The sequence below is a fragment of the Pseudomonas sp. MWU16-30317 genome (genome assembly GCF_020515695.1).
Taxonomy (GTDB): Bacteria; Pseudomonadota; Gammaproteobacteria; order Pseudomonadales; family Pseudomonadaceae; genus Aquipseudomonas.
In genome coordinates this window covers 1-15,505 of record NZ_JAIWJA010000010.1, presented here as the reverse complement: position 1 = coordinate 15,505, position 15,505 = coordinate 1, and the positions used below count along the sequence as shown (strand labels likewise).

Sequence of the window (15,505 nt, the reverse complement as noted above, 5' to 3'; positions counted from 1 at the left end):
CCAGCTGCGCATAAAAAAGGGCGACTCAAACGAGTCGCCCTTTTTACATCCCGTAACTGCTCAAGCCTTGCCTTGCAGCAACGCCTCCAGCTTCTCTTGGTCGCGAGCGAACTGACGGATGCCCTCGGCTAGTTTCTCCGTTGCCATGGCGTCTTCGTTGGATTCCCAGCGGAACTCGGCCTCGCTCAACGTCTTGCGCGCTTCGCCGGTGGTGCCTGGCTTGAGGATGCGCGGCAACTCGCCTTGATCTTCAGACAGCTTCTGCAGCAGTTCAGGGCTGATGGTCAGGCGATCGCAGCCGGCCAGCTTCTCGATCTGGTTCAGATTGCGGAAGCTCGCCCCCATAACCACGGTCTTGTAATCGTTAGTCTTGTAGTAATCGTAAATGCGCGTCACCGATTTCACGCCCGGATCGTCGCTACCGGTGTAGTCGGTGTTGTTGGCCTTCTTGTACCAGTCGTAGATGCGGCCCACGAACGGCGAAATCAGGAACACGCCCGCGTCGGCGCAGGCCTGGGCCTGAGCAAAGGAGAACAGCAGGGTCAGGTTGCACTGGATACCATCGCGCTCAAGCTGTTCGGCGGCGCGGATGCCTTCCCAGGTGGACGCCAGCTTGATCAGCACGCGGTCGCGGCTGACGCCAGCTTTGTCATACAGCTCGATCAGTTGATTGGCTTTCTTCAGCAGCGCTGGAGTGTCGAACGACAGACGCGCGTCGACCTCGGTGGAGATACGGCCAGGGATGACTTTGAGGATACCGCTGCCCACTTCAACCGAAAAACGGTCGCAGGCCAGGCCCACGTCGCCGTTGTTGCCCTCGACTACCTTTTTGAGGATGTCGGCGTAACCGGCGATCGATGCAGCCTTGAGCAGCAGCGACGGGTTGGTAGTGGCGTCCACTGGCTTGAGACGGGTGATCGCGTCCAGATCGCCGGTGTCCGCGACCACGGTGGTGAATTGCTTGAGTTGTTCCAGCTTGGAAGTCATGAGCGCTCTCTAGTCCTTTTGCGGTTGGACGACAATACTCCAGCAGCTGCGGCGCCTCAAGGCTTTGGCCCTACTGCTGAATCGATAAGGATATCCCGTTCGAGTGCCGACGCGGCCAGTGGTTCCGCAGGTTTCATCTACCCTCGATGATCAGCGCCGCTTGGTCCAGCACCTGCAACGGGTCAGGGTGCTTATGAATATCCACCGACAGCATCTGGCGAAACTTGCGCGCCCCCGGGAAGCCCAGCGCCAGGCCCAGTACGTGGCGGGTCACATGGTGCATCGTACCGCCCTCGGCCACATGCTTGGCGATATACGGGCGCAACTGGTCTAGTGCTTCGCTGCGGGTAATCACCGGCGCCGTGCTGCCGAAAAGTTGCTGGTCGACCTCAGCCAGCAGATAAGGGTTGTGATATGCCTCGCGACCCAGCATTACGCCATCGAACGTCTGCAAATGCGTGTGGCAGTCGGCAAGCGTCTTGATACCACCGTTGAGCACGATCTCCAGCGCCGCAAAGTCCTGTTTCAACTGAGCGGCGACGTCATAGCGCAGCGGCGGGATATCGCGATTTTCCTTCGGCGACAGGCCTTCGAGGATGGCGATGCGCGCATGCACGGTGAAACTGCCGCAGCCGGCTTCGCTCACCTGTCCAACGAAATCGCACAGCTCGGCGTAGGAATCGCGGCCGTTGATGCCAATGCGATGCTTGACCGTGATGGGGATCGACACCGCATCGCGCATGGCCTTGACGCAATCTGCCACAAGGGCGGGGTGGCCCATCAGGCAGGCCCCGATCATGTTGTTCTGCACTCGGTCACTCGGGCAGCCGACGTTGAGGTTTACCTCGTCGTAGCCGTATTGCTCGGCGATCTTCGCGCAGGCGGCGAGGTCGGAGGGGTTGCTGCCGCCTAACTGCAGGGCCAGGGGATGCTGAGTGTCGTCGTAACGCAGGAAGCGGTCGGTGTCGCCGTGAAGCAGGGCGCCGGTGGTGACCATTTCGGTGTAGAGGAGGGTGTTGCGGGACAGAAGGCGCAGGAAGTGGCGGCAGTGGCGGTCTGTCCAGTCCATCATCGGTGCAACGCTGAAGCGCCTAGAGGGCTCAGGCCTTATGTTTACTGGGGTTTGGTCGATTTTTAATGACATTTTAGTCTACGTATTTTTTACCATTTTCGGGCGTTTTCGGGCGTTTTCGGGCGTTTTCTCGAAGTCGGTGGTAAGATTTACCACTTCGACATCGACTCTTACCACTTTGCCATGGCTACAATTCGATTGAGAAAACTGGCGGACGGGACCGTCCGCTATACGGCTCAGATCCGCATCAAGCGCGATGGGGCGCAAGTCTATCAAGAGACCCAGTCGTTCGTACGAAAACAGGCAGCACAAGCCTGGATCCGACGACGTGAGGCAGAGCTCTACGAGCCGGACGCTATCGAGAAGGCAAACCGGGTAGGTGTTCCCTTGGCCGAGATTATCGATCGCTACTTGCAAGAGGTCGAAAAGGCCCGTCCATTAGGGAAGACAAAGCGCGCAACGCTGAAAGCCATCTCACTGACCACTCTGGGTCAGGTAATAGACTCGCAGATCAATAGTCAGCGATTAGTCGAGTACGCGCTTTGGCGGATGAGCAAGGCTGGGGGGGATGTCCAACCGCAAACCGCAGCGAACGATATGGCTCACCTTGGAGCTGTGCTTTCGATCGCCAAGCCTGCCTGGGGTTATCAAGTCGACCAGCATGTGATGGCGGAAGCTAGAAAAGTCCTGAAGAAGCTTGGCTATGACATGAAAAGCCAAGAGCGAGCGCGCCGGCCGACTAATGATGAGTTGCGCAAACTCCTCGAGCATTTCAGCGCTGGTCAGAAGGTAAGGCCTACCTCGATCAACATGGTCAAGGTGTTAGGTTTCGCGATGTTCTCGACTCGGCGCCAAGATGAGATCACCCGGATTCGATGGGCAGATCTGGATGAGGAGGAGCACCGGATACTCGTCCGAGACATGAAGAACCCAGGACAGAAAATCGGGAATAATGTGTGGTGCCACATTCCGTACCCTGCTTGGGAAATCCTACAAAGCATGCCGAGGAAATGTGCGGAGATCTTTCCCTACAACCCGGATTCTATTTCCGCCTCCTGGACCCGTGCGTGCAAGTTTCTAGGCATTGAGGATCTGCATTTCCATGACTTGAGGCACGAAGGTGTGAGCCGACTCTTTGAAATGGAGTGGGACATTCCGCGGGTGGCTTCGGTGTCTGGGCACCGAGACTGGAACTCGATGCGACGTTACACGCATCTCAAGCGTCGCGGTGATGTTTGGTTGGAATGGGAATGGATTGAGAAGATGATCAAATCGCCCGTGGAGCTAGGCGCGAGGGTCGCGGTCAACGTCGCCCCACGGCGAAAGCACCGTTGAGTTGACGGCACTCCTTGAGTGCCGCTTCTCGTTGTTCATCAAGGTAGTTGGCTAGGTCAGTAATGTGGATGCCTTTGGCGCTCTTCTGGCTTGGCTCGAGGCGGGTAATGGGAATCTTGATCTGCCCCGCCAGTACCTTGCGTTGGAACATCTCTATCGTGAGATGAGTGAAGTAGTCGGCGCAGACGGCGCTTAGCGGGATGATAGCTTTGCCTTCGTATTGAGCCATCAGCAGGAAAACGGTGTTCATCCTTGGTCTCCTAATGTGAGGCGCTCGGGCTGGGGCGCAATTCACATTGACCGTTTTTGCCTGCTGGGAAGCCCGAAAATACGACGCGGGCTGACTCGAATTTTGGTCGAAGAGCACTATGGAAGGTATTGGCGTTGTCTAGACGAAGCGCTACTTGGGGATTCCATGACCATCCGGACACCCATTCCACCGACATCCGGACACTGATTCCACGCTGATCCGGACGCTCATTCCACAAGCATCCGGACACCGATTCCACGGCCATCCGGACACTTTCAGGCAGGCAGCAACGCGGGACTATTCACTACTATCGACCTCTTTTTTCGAAGCGAAGAGGTCATCTGCAGGATCTCAGACTGAGCCCTCAGTCTGACGAGCTGCTGCTCCGGCTGAACAGCATGTCAGAAGCTCAGTTTTCCAGCTACGCCAGAACCCACAGCTTCAAACAGGTGGTGATCCTCAGCTGTCGGTCAATCTAAGAAATGGATTGTTTGTAAGCCCGTCTTGGTTGAGGTCTAGTGGATCTTTCATCAGGTAGCCGTTCAGTTTTCCGCGCTTTCGGGGACCTTGTACATGGCAGGCCCAGATGTTCTCGCCGTTTGGCCTGCGCCGGTGAATGTTCATTTTCTCAAAGCTTTTCTGAACGCTTGGCCAGGCTTCTGTACTGTCGATATGAACTACTTGCTTCTGGCACTCCATGGCATAGCGTTGAAATATACCTGGGGTTACCAGGAAGTAGGTGTCGCCGACGGTATGCACCTTGGCCCGGCTGTCATTGATGATCAGCGCGTGGCTCTGCAGACCCGCCCGCAACCACTCCAGGAAATTTTTGCCGAGATCGTTGTTGTTTTGCTCCTCGGCGATCGGGGGTTTGGATAGCGCGGTACCCTGATCGAGATCGGGCATCTCGAACAGCTCCAGTAGCGGCCCTAGATAGTCACTGCAATCTGCTTCGGGTGGATAAATTTCCGATGGATCCGAATTTCGATGACTGTGTGACGGGGGCTGGCTGGCCGCGGGTGGGGAGGGGCTGTAAGCGGCAATTGATGCCAGTGGTTGAATGTGCTCAGGCTCGATATCGACGATGGGGGCTACCGTACCGACAAATTCCGGTGGCCGGGTTTCATCCCCCCAAATGAGCGACGGCTGCAGTCGCAGGAAGGTGAATTGTTGCTGCCAATCACCGTCGACGACAGCTGCCTTCCAAACTGCCTTGCCTTCGCTGTTGGCCTCAACCAGTCCATGGGACTGAAGCTCGTCGAAGAGTGCGATGTTGGATGAAGGCACGCCATCAACGGACTGTGCCAGCAGGTAGGCTCTGACTTTATCTGCGGCTACCTTACTGACCAGCCACAGCGCGTCTGCTGTTAGCCAGCCAGCAGCGCCGACCTGGTTGAGCTTCAACTCGTTCTTTACCAGATGGCGCAGTGCGCTAAGCAGATGATGCTGTAGCGACGTTACAGGCGCCAGCAGCGCCTTGGCGGGATTGCCGCCGATGTTCTGTGCGGTCGAGATGCGGTCCGCCTGGGTGACCAGCTCGCCGAGCACGCCGGCATGCTCGTACTGACCGGCAAGTACATAGAGCAGGCTGCTCCACAGGACGGGGTAACCACTGAGCCAATCTAAGATGTATGGATCTAGAATCTTGTTGAAGATCAGTCCTGCGGCAGCATTGTGCAGCTTGTAGTCACGCCCGCGCACATAACGGAAGCGGTAGGACTGCACCAGCGGGCCATGCCAAGGATACCATCGCAGGCCGTTGATGCATTCCACCTCCATGTCGACAGCGACCTTGCCGATATCGTGAAGTAACGCCCCGTAGGCAATGGCGGCAGACCAGGCATCCGCTTGCACGGCCTGATCCTCGGGTGCGGCCGTGGTAGGGAGGAGGTGGGACTGACGCAACTTCAGCGCTGTGGCCACCAGTTCCAGGCCATGATCGAGCATGCCGCCGGCATAGGCGTGGTGATGGCTTTCACTGGCGGGGAGCAGTTGGACGTATTCGGCATAGCCTAACAGCGGCTGTCGGTAGAGCTGCTCGAACTGTTCCGTCGACAAAGCGGTGTACTGCCAAATGCGTTCCATCAGCCGTTGACGGTGTGGTTCAGCCAACAAATGGGTAGGAGGGTGCACTGGCGTCCAGCCTACCGGTGCCCCATGAGCGGGCTCTGACGGTATAGGGCCCTTTTTCCGCTCAAACAGCTTGCGCATCAAGTATCCACCGTTTTGGCAGGGCAGGGCCTTTTTGGCTTTTCGCGGATAGGCCTCTTACCCTTGATCCCCGTTCTCTTCATCCATTGACTCTTTGCCATTCCCTTTAACATGCTGGCCCTTACTTTTTTAGTGCTATGTCGGTATGCATTCCATCATTTTAAAAGTTGAACCACCTATGGGCGGCTGTTTCCTTTTCGGCGTACAATCGTCTTATTCAGAAACATGAGGCGCAGTTGTGACGCTGAGTGATGCTACATTGATCGTGTTACTGGCCGATCGCATTCACGGTACCGATGAGGCGATCCGGGCAGCCGCGAAGCGTTGCGTGAAGAAGTTGCCGCGCTGCAAACGTGAACTAATCTATAAGGTGGTGGATAGCTCAGCGCCCCGGGAGCTAGTCGCGCATCTGTGTGCGACGCTTGATATCGAGTAACGTCAGGGTCGTATGCGGAGCCATCGCTACTAATCACGAACGTGTTGTCTCAGGATTTGCTCCTAATCTGTAGATTGTTATTAATTAATTGAGTATGAGGATTCATCATGTCGAAGCTGGCAGAGTTCAAAGCGCTGGAAGCACAACTGGCGGCGCAGTTGCAGCAGCTGGACCAGATGAAAAATGATTCGGGCCTCAAGCGCGAAATCGAGTTCGAGACCAAGCTTCAGGAGCTGCTTGCCGAATACAACGTCGGTCTGAAGCAGGTGATCGCAATTCTAGACCCGCACTACCGTGCAGCCCCGGCTTCGTCGACCGCTTCGGCCGTCAAGTCGCGCAAACCGCGAGAGCTCAAGCGCTACAAGAACCCGCACAGCGGTGAAGTGGTCGAGACCAAGGGTGGCAATCACCGCACCTTGAAAGCCTGGAAGCAGGAATTCGGTGGCGAAACGGTCGAAAGCTGGCTGGAGTGATCCGGTGAGGCGCTCCTCTGAGGGCCACATGAGCGACAAAGCCCAGCAATGCTGGGCTTTGTCGTTATAGCGGCACTCATCCTTCAAGCGCTTTGCGGTAGTTCCTCCCGTTTCCGGTGTTGCAGTTCAAGCAGAAAGTCCGCGGCATCACGGGCATGGCCGCTGGCGCGGAAGATCGCTCGCTTGTCGTCCTTGAGCAGTTTCAACCACGAGGCGATATAGCCCTCATGCCGCAGTTCTCCCTGGATGCCGGCCAGGGCGCATAGAAACGCTGCGCCCATCTCCGCCACCAGTTCTTCAAAGGCGTATCCGGTGGGGCCGAAGCGGTGTAGGCCGACGATGCCTTCGCGTTTGAGCCTTGAATGGTGACCCGTCCAATGGTTCAACTCATGCAGCGCCGTGGCGTAGTAATCGCCTTCAGTGTTGAACTGCGGTTTGGTCGGCAACTGAATGCGGTCGGCGATCGGCTGATAGAACGCTTCATCACCAGGACGGTGATCAATCCGAGCCCCCGAGTCGATCAGCAGTTGCTCTGCCAGGTCATGGTTTACGAACGGCGAGCCTTCATCGGGGGCGATGGTCTCAACATCCAGGTTCTCGACATTCTCGGTCTGCTCGATGTTGAACAGGCAATGCGTCTTCAGGATCGCGAATTGCACCTGTTTGGCATTGCCCTGTTCATCCAGAACCGGTTGGCCGGTGTCGTCCTGCTGCTCGCGGCTCATCGGTTTGTACAGCACGGCCAAGGTCGCATGTTCATCTTTGCGGATGTGTCCGCCGGCCTTGCGCGCCTGGTTGAAAGTGAGCCATCGATCCTGCGTGTAGCCCTTCAGGCGCGCTTCAGCCCACAGCAAGGGGATGTTGATGCCCGAGTAGGCGCGGCCAGTGACGGCGTTGACAGGGAAGGGCTGGAGCGCCCCGTGGTGCGCGGGTGACCACGGCTTGATCCAAGGAATGACTCCTTGATCGAGCGCGGTGACGATTTTCGGTGTGACGTCGAGGTAGATATCAGACATGGCGTTCTCCAGGATTGAAGAGGGAGCGCCTCCCGCTCGGGAAGTGTTCCCGAGCGGGTGAGGGTGGTGCAGTCGGTCAGGCAGAGCCTGTGGGTGGGTCAGTGATGCTCGTGGTCGAGGGTAATCAGCAACGCCGGGTGCCGCGCCGGCGAGTGGATGACTTGCAGCAGCATGGAGAGCGCCCGCGGTGGTTGGTTTCCCGGCATGGGCAACAAGACGTCGAAGCCGATGCTGGAATCGTCAGGCCTCAGTTGATGCAGTTCCAGTGCGGTACGGATCAACGAGCTCAGCCTCTGCTCCTGCAGATTGCTTTGCTCGCGCGGTGGATCAAGCAGAACGGCTTGCTCCCAGGCTAGAGCGGAGCAGACGACCGAGGGGGCAGGAGTGGTCTTCATGAGCATGGTGTGGCTTCCTGAAACGACCCTGCGCAGCTTCGTCCGCGAAGCCTTTCGCAGGATGATGAACAGATACGCGCGATGGGGAGGGGCCCCCTGGACGCGGAGTGGGCAGTACCGTCAGCAGACGCGAAGGGTAAGTAAGCGCTCATCACCGCGGGGTGACCGTGCGAGCTTCCGAACGCGAATCGCACTTGGGATGAACCGGTCACCGGGGTGACTCAACCTTGAAGGTTCGGGCTGTCTGGCTGCGGTTTGCAGCAGGGTGCAATCGAGTATTTAACGTTAAGCCGTGGGAGGGTCAACGCCATTGAGGCGAGACAAAAAGCCTGCCGTTCTACCGGATTCCATTGGCGAAATTTTTCGGCAATTGGCCGACAAAAGGTCCATGCCTACGCACCGCTTTAGGTATTGGGTGCTGACCTCCGATCAAAGAAAAGCCCCTCGAAAGAGGGGCTGAAAAGCACGCTAGCGTTTTTTAGATGGCGTATTTTCCACCGCCAGGGTGATGTGTGTTTCGGTCGCTTCCAGGACCAGATCGCCGCCTGTTTCCCAGGCTCTGGCAAGGACGGCGTCCTGCGGGTCAAAGTACTCGGCGAAATCATCACCACCGAGTTCGGCGCGTGCTCTGCTCCACCAGTCGTCAAAGGCATCGAGCTCTGGGTTACAGCCTACGGCATACGCCAGATGCTTGCGGGGGCCGTCGGCAACTTTCTCGCCGAACTCGGAGAGCAGGTACACGCCTTGATCCTTGGCCAGGACGATACGGCATTGATGTGTGCGCGCCTCGAGCAGAACCGCGCGCAAGTCGGAGCCTTTGAATTTCAACATGACGGATGTCCTCGATAGAGTCCCGAGGGCATCTGTCCCATGGAGGGAGAAGATCCCTCGCATGGAGTGTGTGGTGTGATGTGGCATGGTCGTGGACAAGCTAATGCCACCGGGGGTGCAGTTAGCGTTCATCACCCGAAGGTGACCGTGCGAGCTACCGAACGCGGATCGCACTTGGGCTGGACCATCACAGGGGCGACTTAGCCTTACAGGTCCTGGCTATTTGGGATGCTGGCTGGCCAGCGCATTGCACCTCTCAGATATCCAGGATGATCCGACGCGTCAATGCTAATTCCCCGTGCCAGCCCGGGGTAGCGTCCACGGAGCTCTATATCGTTTCCCTCGGCTATGCAGACTGACGAGCGGTCAGACATGGACTGCGGTCCGGAGTAGTATTTTCATAACGAATTTTCGGATGGGGCAGATCTCATGGCCATTCAGCAATCGAGTACTTCGCGCGCAATTCCGGCTATTGCTCAAAGCGCTGGCAAGGTAGCAGCAAAGCTGATTCGCGTAACGAAGTGGCTGGAGGTTCGCGCACTTCAGTCGCCAACCCTCGGCTGTATACCGGCGCGGGTCAGAAAGTTGGCATTTGTACTTCTTAAGGTCACTGTCGTTTGTCTAGTCGCGAGCTTCGCAGTATCCGCGTCGGTATTTGTGATCGTATTGTTTGTACTTGCGGCTTTGCCAATCTCATCTGAGGAGGTCGGTCCTTCTATAGTTGATTCGGATCTCCCCGATCACTATCTTCGTTATCCAGAGCTATATGATGAGTATGGATCGTTGAAATGAGAGTCTCCGGATCCTCATTTCAGTTTTCTGACCGCCCCGGTTAACTGATTCGTTCCTTTGCTTGCCTGAACCTGCGCAGCATCCGAGCCTTTAGTCAGCATTCCCTGGATTCCGCTACCCACGTTGTATCCGGTCCAGCTCATGGCACCGAGAAACATCATGGGTAGCACTATGAACATCGCACCCATCACGTACTCGATCACCTGTGCAGTAACCGTCCCATCCATCACCCCGGATGTGGGAAGGGATAGCAGCACCTGATCCGTCGTCGAAACCTGGTTGTATAGGGCATCAAGCATGCTCGAGTCGATCCACCTTGCAAGCTCCCACCAGAAGGTCAGCATGTGCAAGGTGAACAGCGCAAACGTCACCGTCATCACGGTCTTGAGCTGAAAGGTGCTGATCAAAAGCACAAGCGGAAGGCTGATGACCGTCCCCATGATCAGGAACGCTTGAATCATCGGTAGCGCCGAACGTAGTGCGTTCATCGCAGGGAAGTTGCTGAAGGATCCCAAGGCCAAGCCAGTGTTGGTTGCCAGATTGTTAAGTCCCTGGTTCACGGAACCGCCACGCGCGCTTGCGCCGTAGCTTTGATAGACCTGCCCGGGTGACATGGTCAGCGACTGCTGTTGCGGGCTCACAAGCTGGCGAAGCGTCGCGTCCTCGACTTCGCTCGCTGTGCTACCCGAGAGCCATCCCTTCAGGGATGTCCATAGCGTCGCATCGACCTGGTTCACCAGGCGATCGCGAAGCCCGATTTCGGGGTCGCTCCACCATTCACGACACCTCGGGTAGCCAGCGCCGTTGGGAAGGCGAGCCAGTGAAGTGTCCCGTACGTCGTCATAGGGCCAATTCACCCGCGGAGTTCTCGACCGGTCGGTATCATAATAACCCGTGGTGTTCAGCAGGTAACTCGAGCCAATCCACGCAGCGTCGTAGCTTTGGGCCTTGTCCAGATCCGGCCGGTTGGTAAACATCCTCGACCTGGAATAGCCGTAGCAATCACGGGTAAAGTCAGCAACCTCCTGGAGTAACACTTGGTCATCGATGCGCGTGGCATCGATATCCATGCGCATCTGACGAATATCGGGTGCACAGGGAATCGATGCGGTGGCCGCAGCCGTCACCCCTTTACTCAGGGTATGCACTAGGAACCACCAAATCGGTACGGTGGCGGATTTGTCACCGATCGTATTGAACGTCGAGCCCCATGCGGTTTGTGATGGCGTGGACAGCGATACACCGCAGCGCTGGCTGTTCGACGCATCGAGTGTCATCGATGCCAGATTGATCGGCAGTATCGGCATGCAGCCAAACATCAGCGTGACATAGGCAAGCCACAATCGATTCTCTATCCGCGGGATTGAAAGCAGGCCCTTGTTGCCTTCGTCAGCGCCTTGCTGGCGTGCCGAGAGCCATTCCTGAAGGAGGATGGCAGCAAAGGGGGCCGCGTAGAGACCCGTATCGACCAGCGTGTTCCAGATCCCGTTGTTGATGATCCAGGCCAGTAACGACAGGTAGAACTCGAGATAGCTGTTGGTACTCATGGTCATGGCGTCACCCTTGGATACGATTGAGCTCAACGAGCAGGATGCTGGTGAAACCTGTTAGGCCGGTGCGATCGAGCAATCGGCGCCGGGCAGGGTGTTGTTGTCGCTTCCGGTTCGCCCACCAGCCCGTGAATAGGGCGCTGTAAAGCAGTGCCCGGCCGATAGTCAGTCCGATCTCGAAACGCCTGGAGAACTCGCTCCAGCGGATGGCATCGCCAACGGTGCTCAATACGATCCACGCAATGAAGATGGCGCTGACGCAGGCTCCAATGGTGATGAGCACGACGAGCAGCAGCGATCGAAGTGGTGAGCGCATCACGGCCTCCCATGGGTTTTATCAGCTTGTTCCAGTCGGGCGGGTTCTGGATCACGCTGCTCGATGGTTCGAGAACCGTCGGCTCCCCCGGCATGACGATCTAGCACCAGGCTTGCGGTGTTGGTGGCCAGTGACTGTCGGACCTGCAGCTCTGTCTGCAGCATCTGCACTTCACGATCCAGTGCGGAGATGTTTTTCTGCAGGGAGTCTTGGGCCGGTGCGGCCGAAGCGACGTTAGGCTCGCGACTGCCCGCGGCCAATGTGCGTTGGAGCAGGAGAGCTTCGTAGATCACCTTCGAGAGCGCCGTCTCACTCGCCAGCCGGCGCGCCAATACATCCTGGTCAGGATCGTCACGCAATCCTTCGATGACGCCGCGGGACACCGGCAACATCGGACTGGACACTTTCGCAAGATTTTCAGGAGACGGGTCGTCGCTTCCGGTGAGCAGTTGTTGGAGGCCTTCCAGATGCTGTTCGTAGGTCTCCTGAATCAGGGGAGAAAGACCAGCACCCGCCGTGCTGCGCAAGGTTTCGCAGTCATCGCAGGTGGCCACTTCCGTTTCGCCTAGTACGCGCGTCGCCCATTGCGACGCTTGTTCTGGGGAGGACCAGGTTTGGCAGATGGCCCCGCCCTGGCAATCGCCCATGCTCGAGATATCCTCGACCGATCGGTTGTGCAGCAAGTTGTAGCCCGCCCTGACCACGTCGGCGGTGACATGAATTGCGCTTTGCGCATTGCCGCCGGCGCGCTGTCCGCCGACCCAGCTCACCCCATTGTTACCATTGTGGGTCTCGGTGTTACGTACTGCCGTGACGGCATCGCCGCCGCTCTGCTCCAGGTTGCTCTGCATTTCCTGATTCTTGGCTAGCGCGCCCCAGCCCGCCTGATCGACCTTGTCGGCCATCTTCTCGGCCATGGCCTGACAGGTGAGTTTCGAGCGGTCAAAGTCGATTCGTCCCTGCATGACGCCGTTGCTGAGCAACTCATAGAGCCCAGGATTGGCGCGCTGAATGATCAGCGCCGGTAGGGACATGACCGCCTGGGTGGCGTTTTGGACGACGCTGCCCATGATCTGCTGAAACCCCTCGGTGGCACCGTTGAGTTGGTTCTGCAAGGTGTTCGACAGGTTCATGTTGCCGCACATCATGTTGGCCCGCCACGAGACGCCCACCCCGAGACCACTCGGGCGAAACAGCGAGGTCGGTGCGCCAGCTGCCGAGCCGCCACCGACCGTGTACATCACGCGGTCGTCAATGATTTCACCCTGATTTCCCAGTCGATAGTCACCCTCAGCCGCATGCGCGGAACGCTCGACGCCAATGCAGGCACACCCAAGCACAGTCGAGAAAAACAGCCGCTGAGCGATCAAGCAAAGGTTCATGAGTCGCCTCCTTCGAAGTCGATACTGAACATGAAGGTCTGTCCCTCGCGCTTGCAGCAGCTGTATGGACGCCACAACGACCAGGCGTAGCCACCGTCTTCGCTCTGTAGGGCTTCGCTGGGGAAGATTGCGCAGGTCATTTGCAATTGCGGGTACAGCAACTGCCATTTGTGCGTGGTGATGTCGTTTTCTTGGATCGGCCCGGGAGGCCAATATCCGTCACGAGCGGCTGGCGTGAGTGGCAGGTAAACATGCGGCTGACCGCTTCGGGTGATGAAGTCGCCAGCGCGCTGGGCCATGACTGCCCCAGCCTTGAAGTCGTCGGGTTGCACCAGGAAGCCTTGGCGTGGATAGACATTCCCCCACATCTCACCATTTGCCTGGCTGCCGACTTCGCGCATGCCAGGGACCAACGACTCGGGGTACACCGACTCCGGGATGCCGTAGCGCCAGCCCAACGGATCCAGCGTGCTGAGGTAATAGGGCATGAAGGCGGTCGCGCCGCTTGGGCAGGCGTAACCGGACTGGGATGCCAGTTGAGTCGCTGCTGCTCCGCCGGGATGACCAATGCCGTCGACATTTTTAAAGCGGGGGAGATTGTCGCGTAATGGATTGGGTGTTATCAGGTTGCCGCCGCCCTCGGAGCCGGCTATCGGACTCGAAAGCACCGCGAGCTCGGTCCAAGCGCTGCCGCCGGTATCGGCATAGCTCGACACCACCAGCTCGGGAATGAAATGTCTCACTTTGGTGGACGTGCGGACCTCGCAGCCAAAGCTTGTGCAAAACAACCAGAAGCAGATTCCGACGACGCGGTACTCCAGGCATTGCGAAGATGCCACAGAGGAAGAAATTCCCGCAGTCGTAAGCGCAAGAGCCCTATTGCTGAAGGCCAGTAGCCAGGTGACAGTTTGGGCGACAACGAAGCTTGTTTTTGGATCTGTCTTGATGACAGGCTGAGTGTGCATCGGCTGACATCCTCAACATGTGATGTTGGAAAAAGCTCAGCATCCTCTGAACTCTTCATGGCTACAGAGTTGAAAATTGAATGCGTGGGCACCGTATTATCGAGGTGCACTACCCACGGTTGATCGACTGCTTCTAGCTGCTAAGTGCCTGCTCTAAGTTGCGCGACTGCAGATCTGTGCCCACGCGCAACTGATGGGCTGTCGGATTACATTCCAAAGGCTGCGACAGTCCATAAGCTGAACGAGACTGAACGATCAAGGCTAATCGCTTAGTCTGGGCACGCTACATCGCCTAGAGGTTGCATGTAGGTCGTCAAGCTCTTGTATGTCATTTTCCTAGGCGTGCTGGGTCATGATCTGCGGGCACTACTGAGCGCCATTTTATTGAGCGCTGATAGACTGGTACCGGCAAAGGCAAAAGCTTCCTGCCAGACGTCACGCCGAGGTACGGCACACGGTTTGTCACGGTTACACAGTGTAGTGGTCAACTGATCCCGGACACTGAATTGAGTTTTTCCTCAGCGACCGCAGGCGCTAGCCCTTCGTTGAACTGATGCGGTCGCCGCCAGTTGTAGCGCTCCATCAGGAACCGGCCAATATCCTGTTGCGCTAGCGAAACGCTCATGTAGCCCACCGTCGGTATCCATTCAGTTTTCAGGCTGCGAAATAGCCGCTCCATCGGCGCGTTGTCATGGCAGTTGCCGCGCCGACTCATGCTCTGTGTGAAGCGGTATCGCCATAGTCTCTGGCGGAAACTCCGGCTGCCGTATTGACTGCCTTGATCACTGTGAAACAGCACATTTTGAGGCCGGCCACGCTGCTCATAGGCCATGTCCAGCGCTTTGATCACCAGGTCGGCGTCGGGCTTGGCTGAGAACGCCCAGCCCACAACCCGGCGCGCATAAAGATCGATTACCGCCGCTAGATAGTGCCACCGACCTTCGGCCCAAACGTACGTGATGTCACCGCACCAGACCTTGTCGGGGGACGCCACGCTGAACCCTCGATCAAGCACGTTCGGGATATCAGGTCGCTCCACGGTCGCCTTTTTATAGGCATGGGAACCCGGCTGTTTGCTGATCAAGTTCATCTCGCGCATCAACTTGCGTACCTTGAATCGCCCGATCTGCATGCCGTCCTCTTTCATCATCAGCCTGATGCTCCTGCTGCCCGCAGCGCTTCGGCTTTGCGTAAACAGCTCGTTCACGCGGCTGCGCAAAACCACCCGTTCGGCATCTGGATACCGACGTTTCCGGCAGTACGCGTAGTAGCACGATCGGGTTACTTCAAATACCGAGCACAACAGATCAATCGGCTCGTGAGCCCGAAGTTGATCGATTAACGCGAACGCTCGTGTTCCTCGGCCATCCTAAGAAACACCCTCCACCGGTTGAAGCGCGAACCCAAATTCGGCGGCACGTCGATGCAGACCTTTCACTACTCGCTCCCGATATCGCTGTTCGTACTGATCCTCTCCCGGATCTCGATAGCTCA

At 57.5% G+C, this 15,505-nt stretch carries 15 protein-coding genes and 1 pseudogene; 4 read left to right on the top strand and 12 right to left on the bottom strand.

Annotation, left to right across the window (positions count from 1 at the left end):
* Positions 1–60 precede the first annotated feature (60 nt).
* Both tal and dusA read right to left on the bottom strand, forming a co-directional pair.
* Entirely contained in the window at positions 61–987 is a 927-nt protein-coding gene (gene tal, locus LIX93_RS23680) for a transaldolase (RefSeq protein ID WP_226506500.1), read from the bottom strand.
* A 133-nt stretch (positions 988–1,120) separates the two neighbouring features.
* Complete coding sequence (gene dusA / locus LIX93_RS23675; protein ID WP_226506499.1) at positions 1,121–2,131, bottom strand: tRNA dihydrouridine(20/20a) synthase DusA; 1,011 nt, start codon at positions 2,129–2,131, stop codon at positions 1,121–1,123.
* Positions 2,132–2,242: 111 nt separating this feature from the next.
* Between dusA and LIX93_RS23670 the strand changes: the two genes are divergently transcribed.
* Positions 2,243–3,394, top strand: a complete 1,152-nt coding sequence (locus tag LIX93_RS23670) for a tyrosine-type recombinase/integrase (protein WP_226506498.1) — start codon at positions 2,243–2,245, stop codon at positions 3,392–3,394.
* On the opposite strand, the gene LIX93_RS23665 is transcribed toward LIX93_RS23670, so the two are convergent.
* Both LIX93_RS23665 and mobH read right to left on the bottom strand, forming a co-directional pair.
* The gene (locus tag LIX93_RS23665) at positions 3,363–3,644 is read right to left on the bottom strand and encodes a pyocin activator PrtN family protein (RefSeq protein WP_226506497.1); all 282 of its coding nucleotides are present in this window, start codon (positions 3,642–3,644) and stop codon (positions 3,363–3,365) included. The genes LIX93_RS23670 and LIX93_RS23665 overlap by 32 nt on opposite strands.
* 459 nt (positions 3,645–4,103) lie before the next feature.
* Complete coding sequence (gene mobH / locus LIX93_RS23660; protein WP_226506496.1) at positions 4,104–5,855, bottom strand: MobH family relaxase; 1,752 nt, start codon at positions 5,853–5,855, stop codon at positions 4,104–4,106.
* 238 nt (positions 5,856–6,093) lie between these two features.
* Between mobH and LIX93_RS23655 the strand changes: the two genes are divergently transcribed.
* Together LIX93_RS23655 and LIX93_RS23650 are read left to right on the top strand one after the other, a co-directional pair.
* Entirely contained in the window at positions 6,094–6,291 is a 198-nt protein-coding gene (locus tag LIX93_RS23655; RefSeq protein WP_226506495.1) for a hypothetical protein, read from the top strand.
* 107 nt (positions 6,292–6,398) lie between these two features.
* Positions 6,399–6,764, top strand: a complete 366-nt coding sequence (locus LIX93_RS23650; RefSeq protein WP_226506494.1) for a histone-like nucleoid-structuring protein, MvaT/MvaU family — start codon at positions 6,399–6,401, stop codon at positions 6,762–6,764.
* 83 nt (positions 6,765–6,847) lie between these two features.
* Here LIX93_RS23650 and LIX93_RS23645 read toward each other — a convergent pair whose 3' ends face one another.
* The 3 genes from LIX93_RS23645 to LIX93_RS23635 all read right to left on the bottom strand — a co-directional run bounded on the left by LIX93_RS23645 (position 6,848) and on the right by LIX93_RS23635 (position 9,006).
* Complete coding sequence (locus LIX93_RS23645; protein ID WP_226506493.1) at positions 6,848–7,780, bottom strand: zincin-like metallopeptidase domain-containing protein; 933 nt, start codon at positions 7,778–7,780, stop codon at positions 6,848–6,850.
* 98 nt (positions 7,781–7,878) lie between these two features.
* Positions 7,879–8,181 carry a hypothetical protein gene (locus LIX93_RS23640; protein ID WP_226506492.1) on the bottom strand — a complete coding sequence of 101 codons (303 nt, stop codon included), beginning with the start codon at positions 8,179–8,181 and terminating at the stop codon, positions 7,879–7,881.
* Positions 8,182–8,643: 462 nt separating this feature from the next.
* Complete coding sequence (locus LIX93_RS23635) at positions 8,644–9,006, bottom strand: DUF3085 domain-containing protein (RefSeq protein WP_226506491.1); 363 nt, start codon at positions 9,004–9,006, stop codon at positions 8,644–8,646.
* Positions 9,007–9,435: 429 nt separating this feature from the next.
* Between LIX93_RS23635 and LIX93_RS23630 the strand changes: the two genes are divergently transcribed.
* Positions 9,436–9,798, top strand: a complete 363-nt coding sequence (locus tag LIX93_RS23630) for a hypothetical protein (RefSeq protein WP_226506490.1) — start codon at positions 9,436–9,438, stop codon at positions 9,796–9,798.
* A 14-nt stretch (positions 9,799–9,812) separates the two neighbouring features.
* Here the strand turns inward: LIX93_RS23630 and LIX93_RS23625 are convergent, their stop codons facing one another.
* From LIX93_RS23625 to LIX93_RS23605, 5 genes and pseudogenes are all read right to left on the bottom strand, one after another.
* On the bottom strand, positions 9,813–11,351 hold the full coding sequence (locus tag LIX93_RS23625) for a conjugal transfer protein TraG N-terminal domain-containing protein (RefSeq protein ID WP_226506489.1): 1,539 nt from the start codon (positions 11,349–11,351) through the stop codon (positions 9,813–9,815).
* Between the two features lie 4 nt (positions 11,352–11,355).
* The gene (locus LIX93_RS23620; RefSeq protein WP_226506488.1) at positions 11,356–11,664 is read right to left on the bottom strand and encodes a hypothetical protein; all 309 of its coding nucleotides are present in this window, start codon (positions 11,662–11,664) and stop codon (positions 11,356–11,358) included.
* Positions 11,664–13,046, bottom strand: coding sequence for an integrating conjugative element protein (locus LIX93_RS23615; protein ID WP_226506487.1), 1,383 nt, complete (start codon positions 13,044–13,046; stop codon positions 11,664–11,666). The genes LIX93_RS23620 and LIX93_RS23615 overlap by 1 nt, the downstream gene beginning before the upstream one ends.
* Complete coding sequence (locus LIX93_RS23610) at positions 13,043–14,011, bottom strand: TIGR03756 family integrating conjugative element protein (protein ID WP_226506486.1); 969 nt, start codon at positions 14,009–14,011, stop codon at positions 13,043–13,045. Before LIX93_RS23610 ends, LIX93_RS23615 begins: the two co-directional genes overlap by 4 nt.
* A 484-nt stretch (positions 14,012–14,495) precedes the next feature.
* Positions 14,496–15,359: pseudogene (locus LIX93_RS23605) on the bottom strand (IS3 family transposase); the annotation flags it as partial.
* Positions 15,360–15,505: the final 146 nt, after the last annotated feature.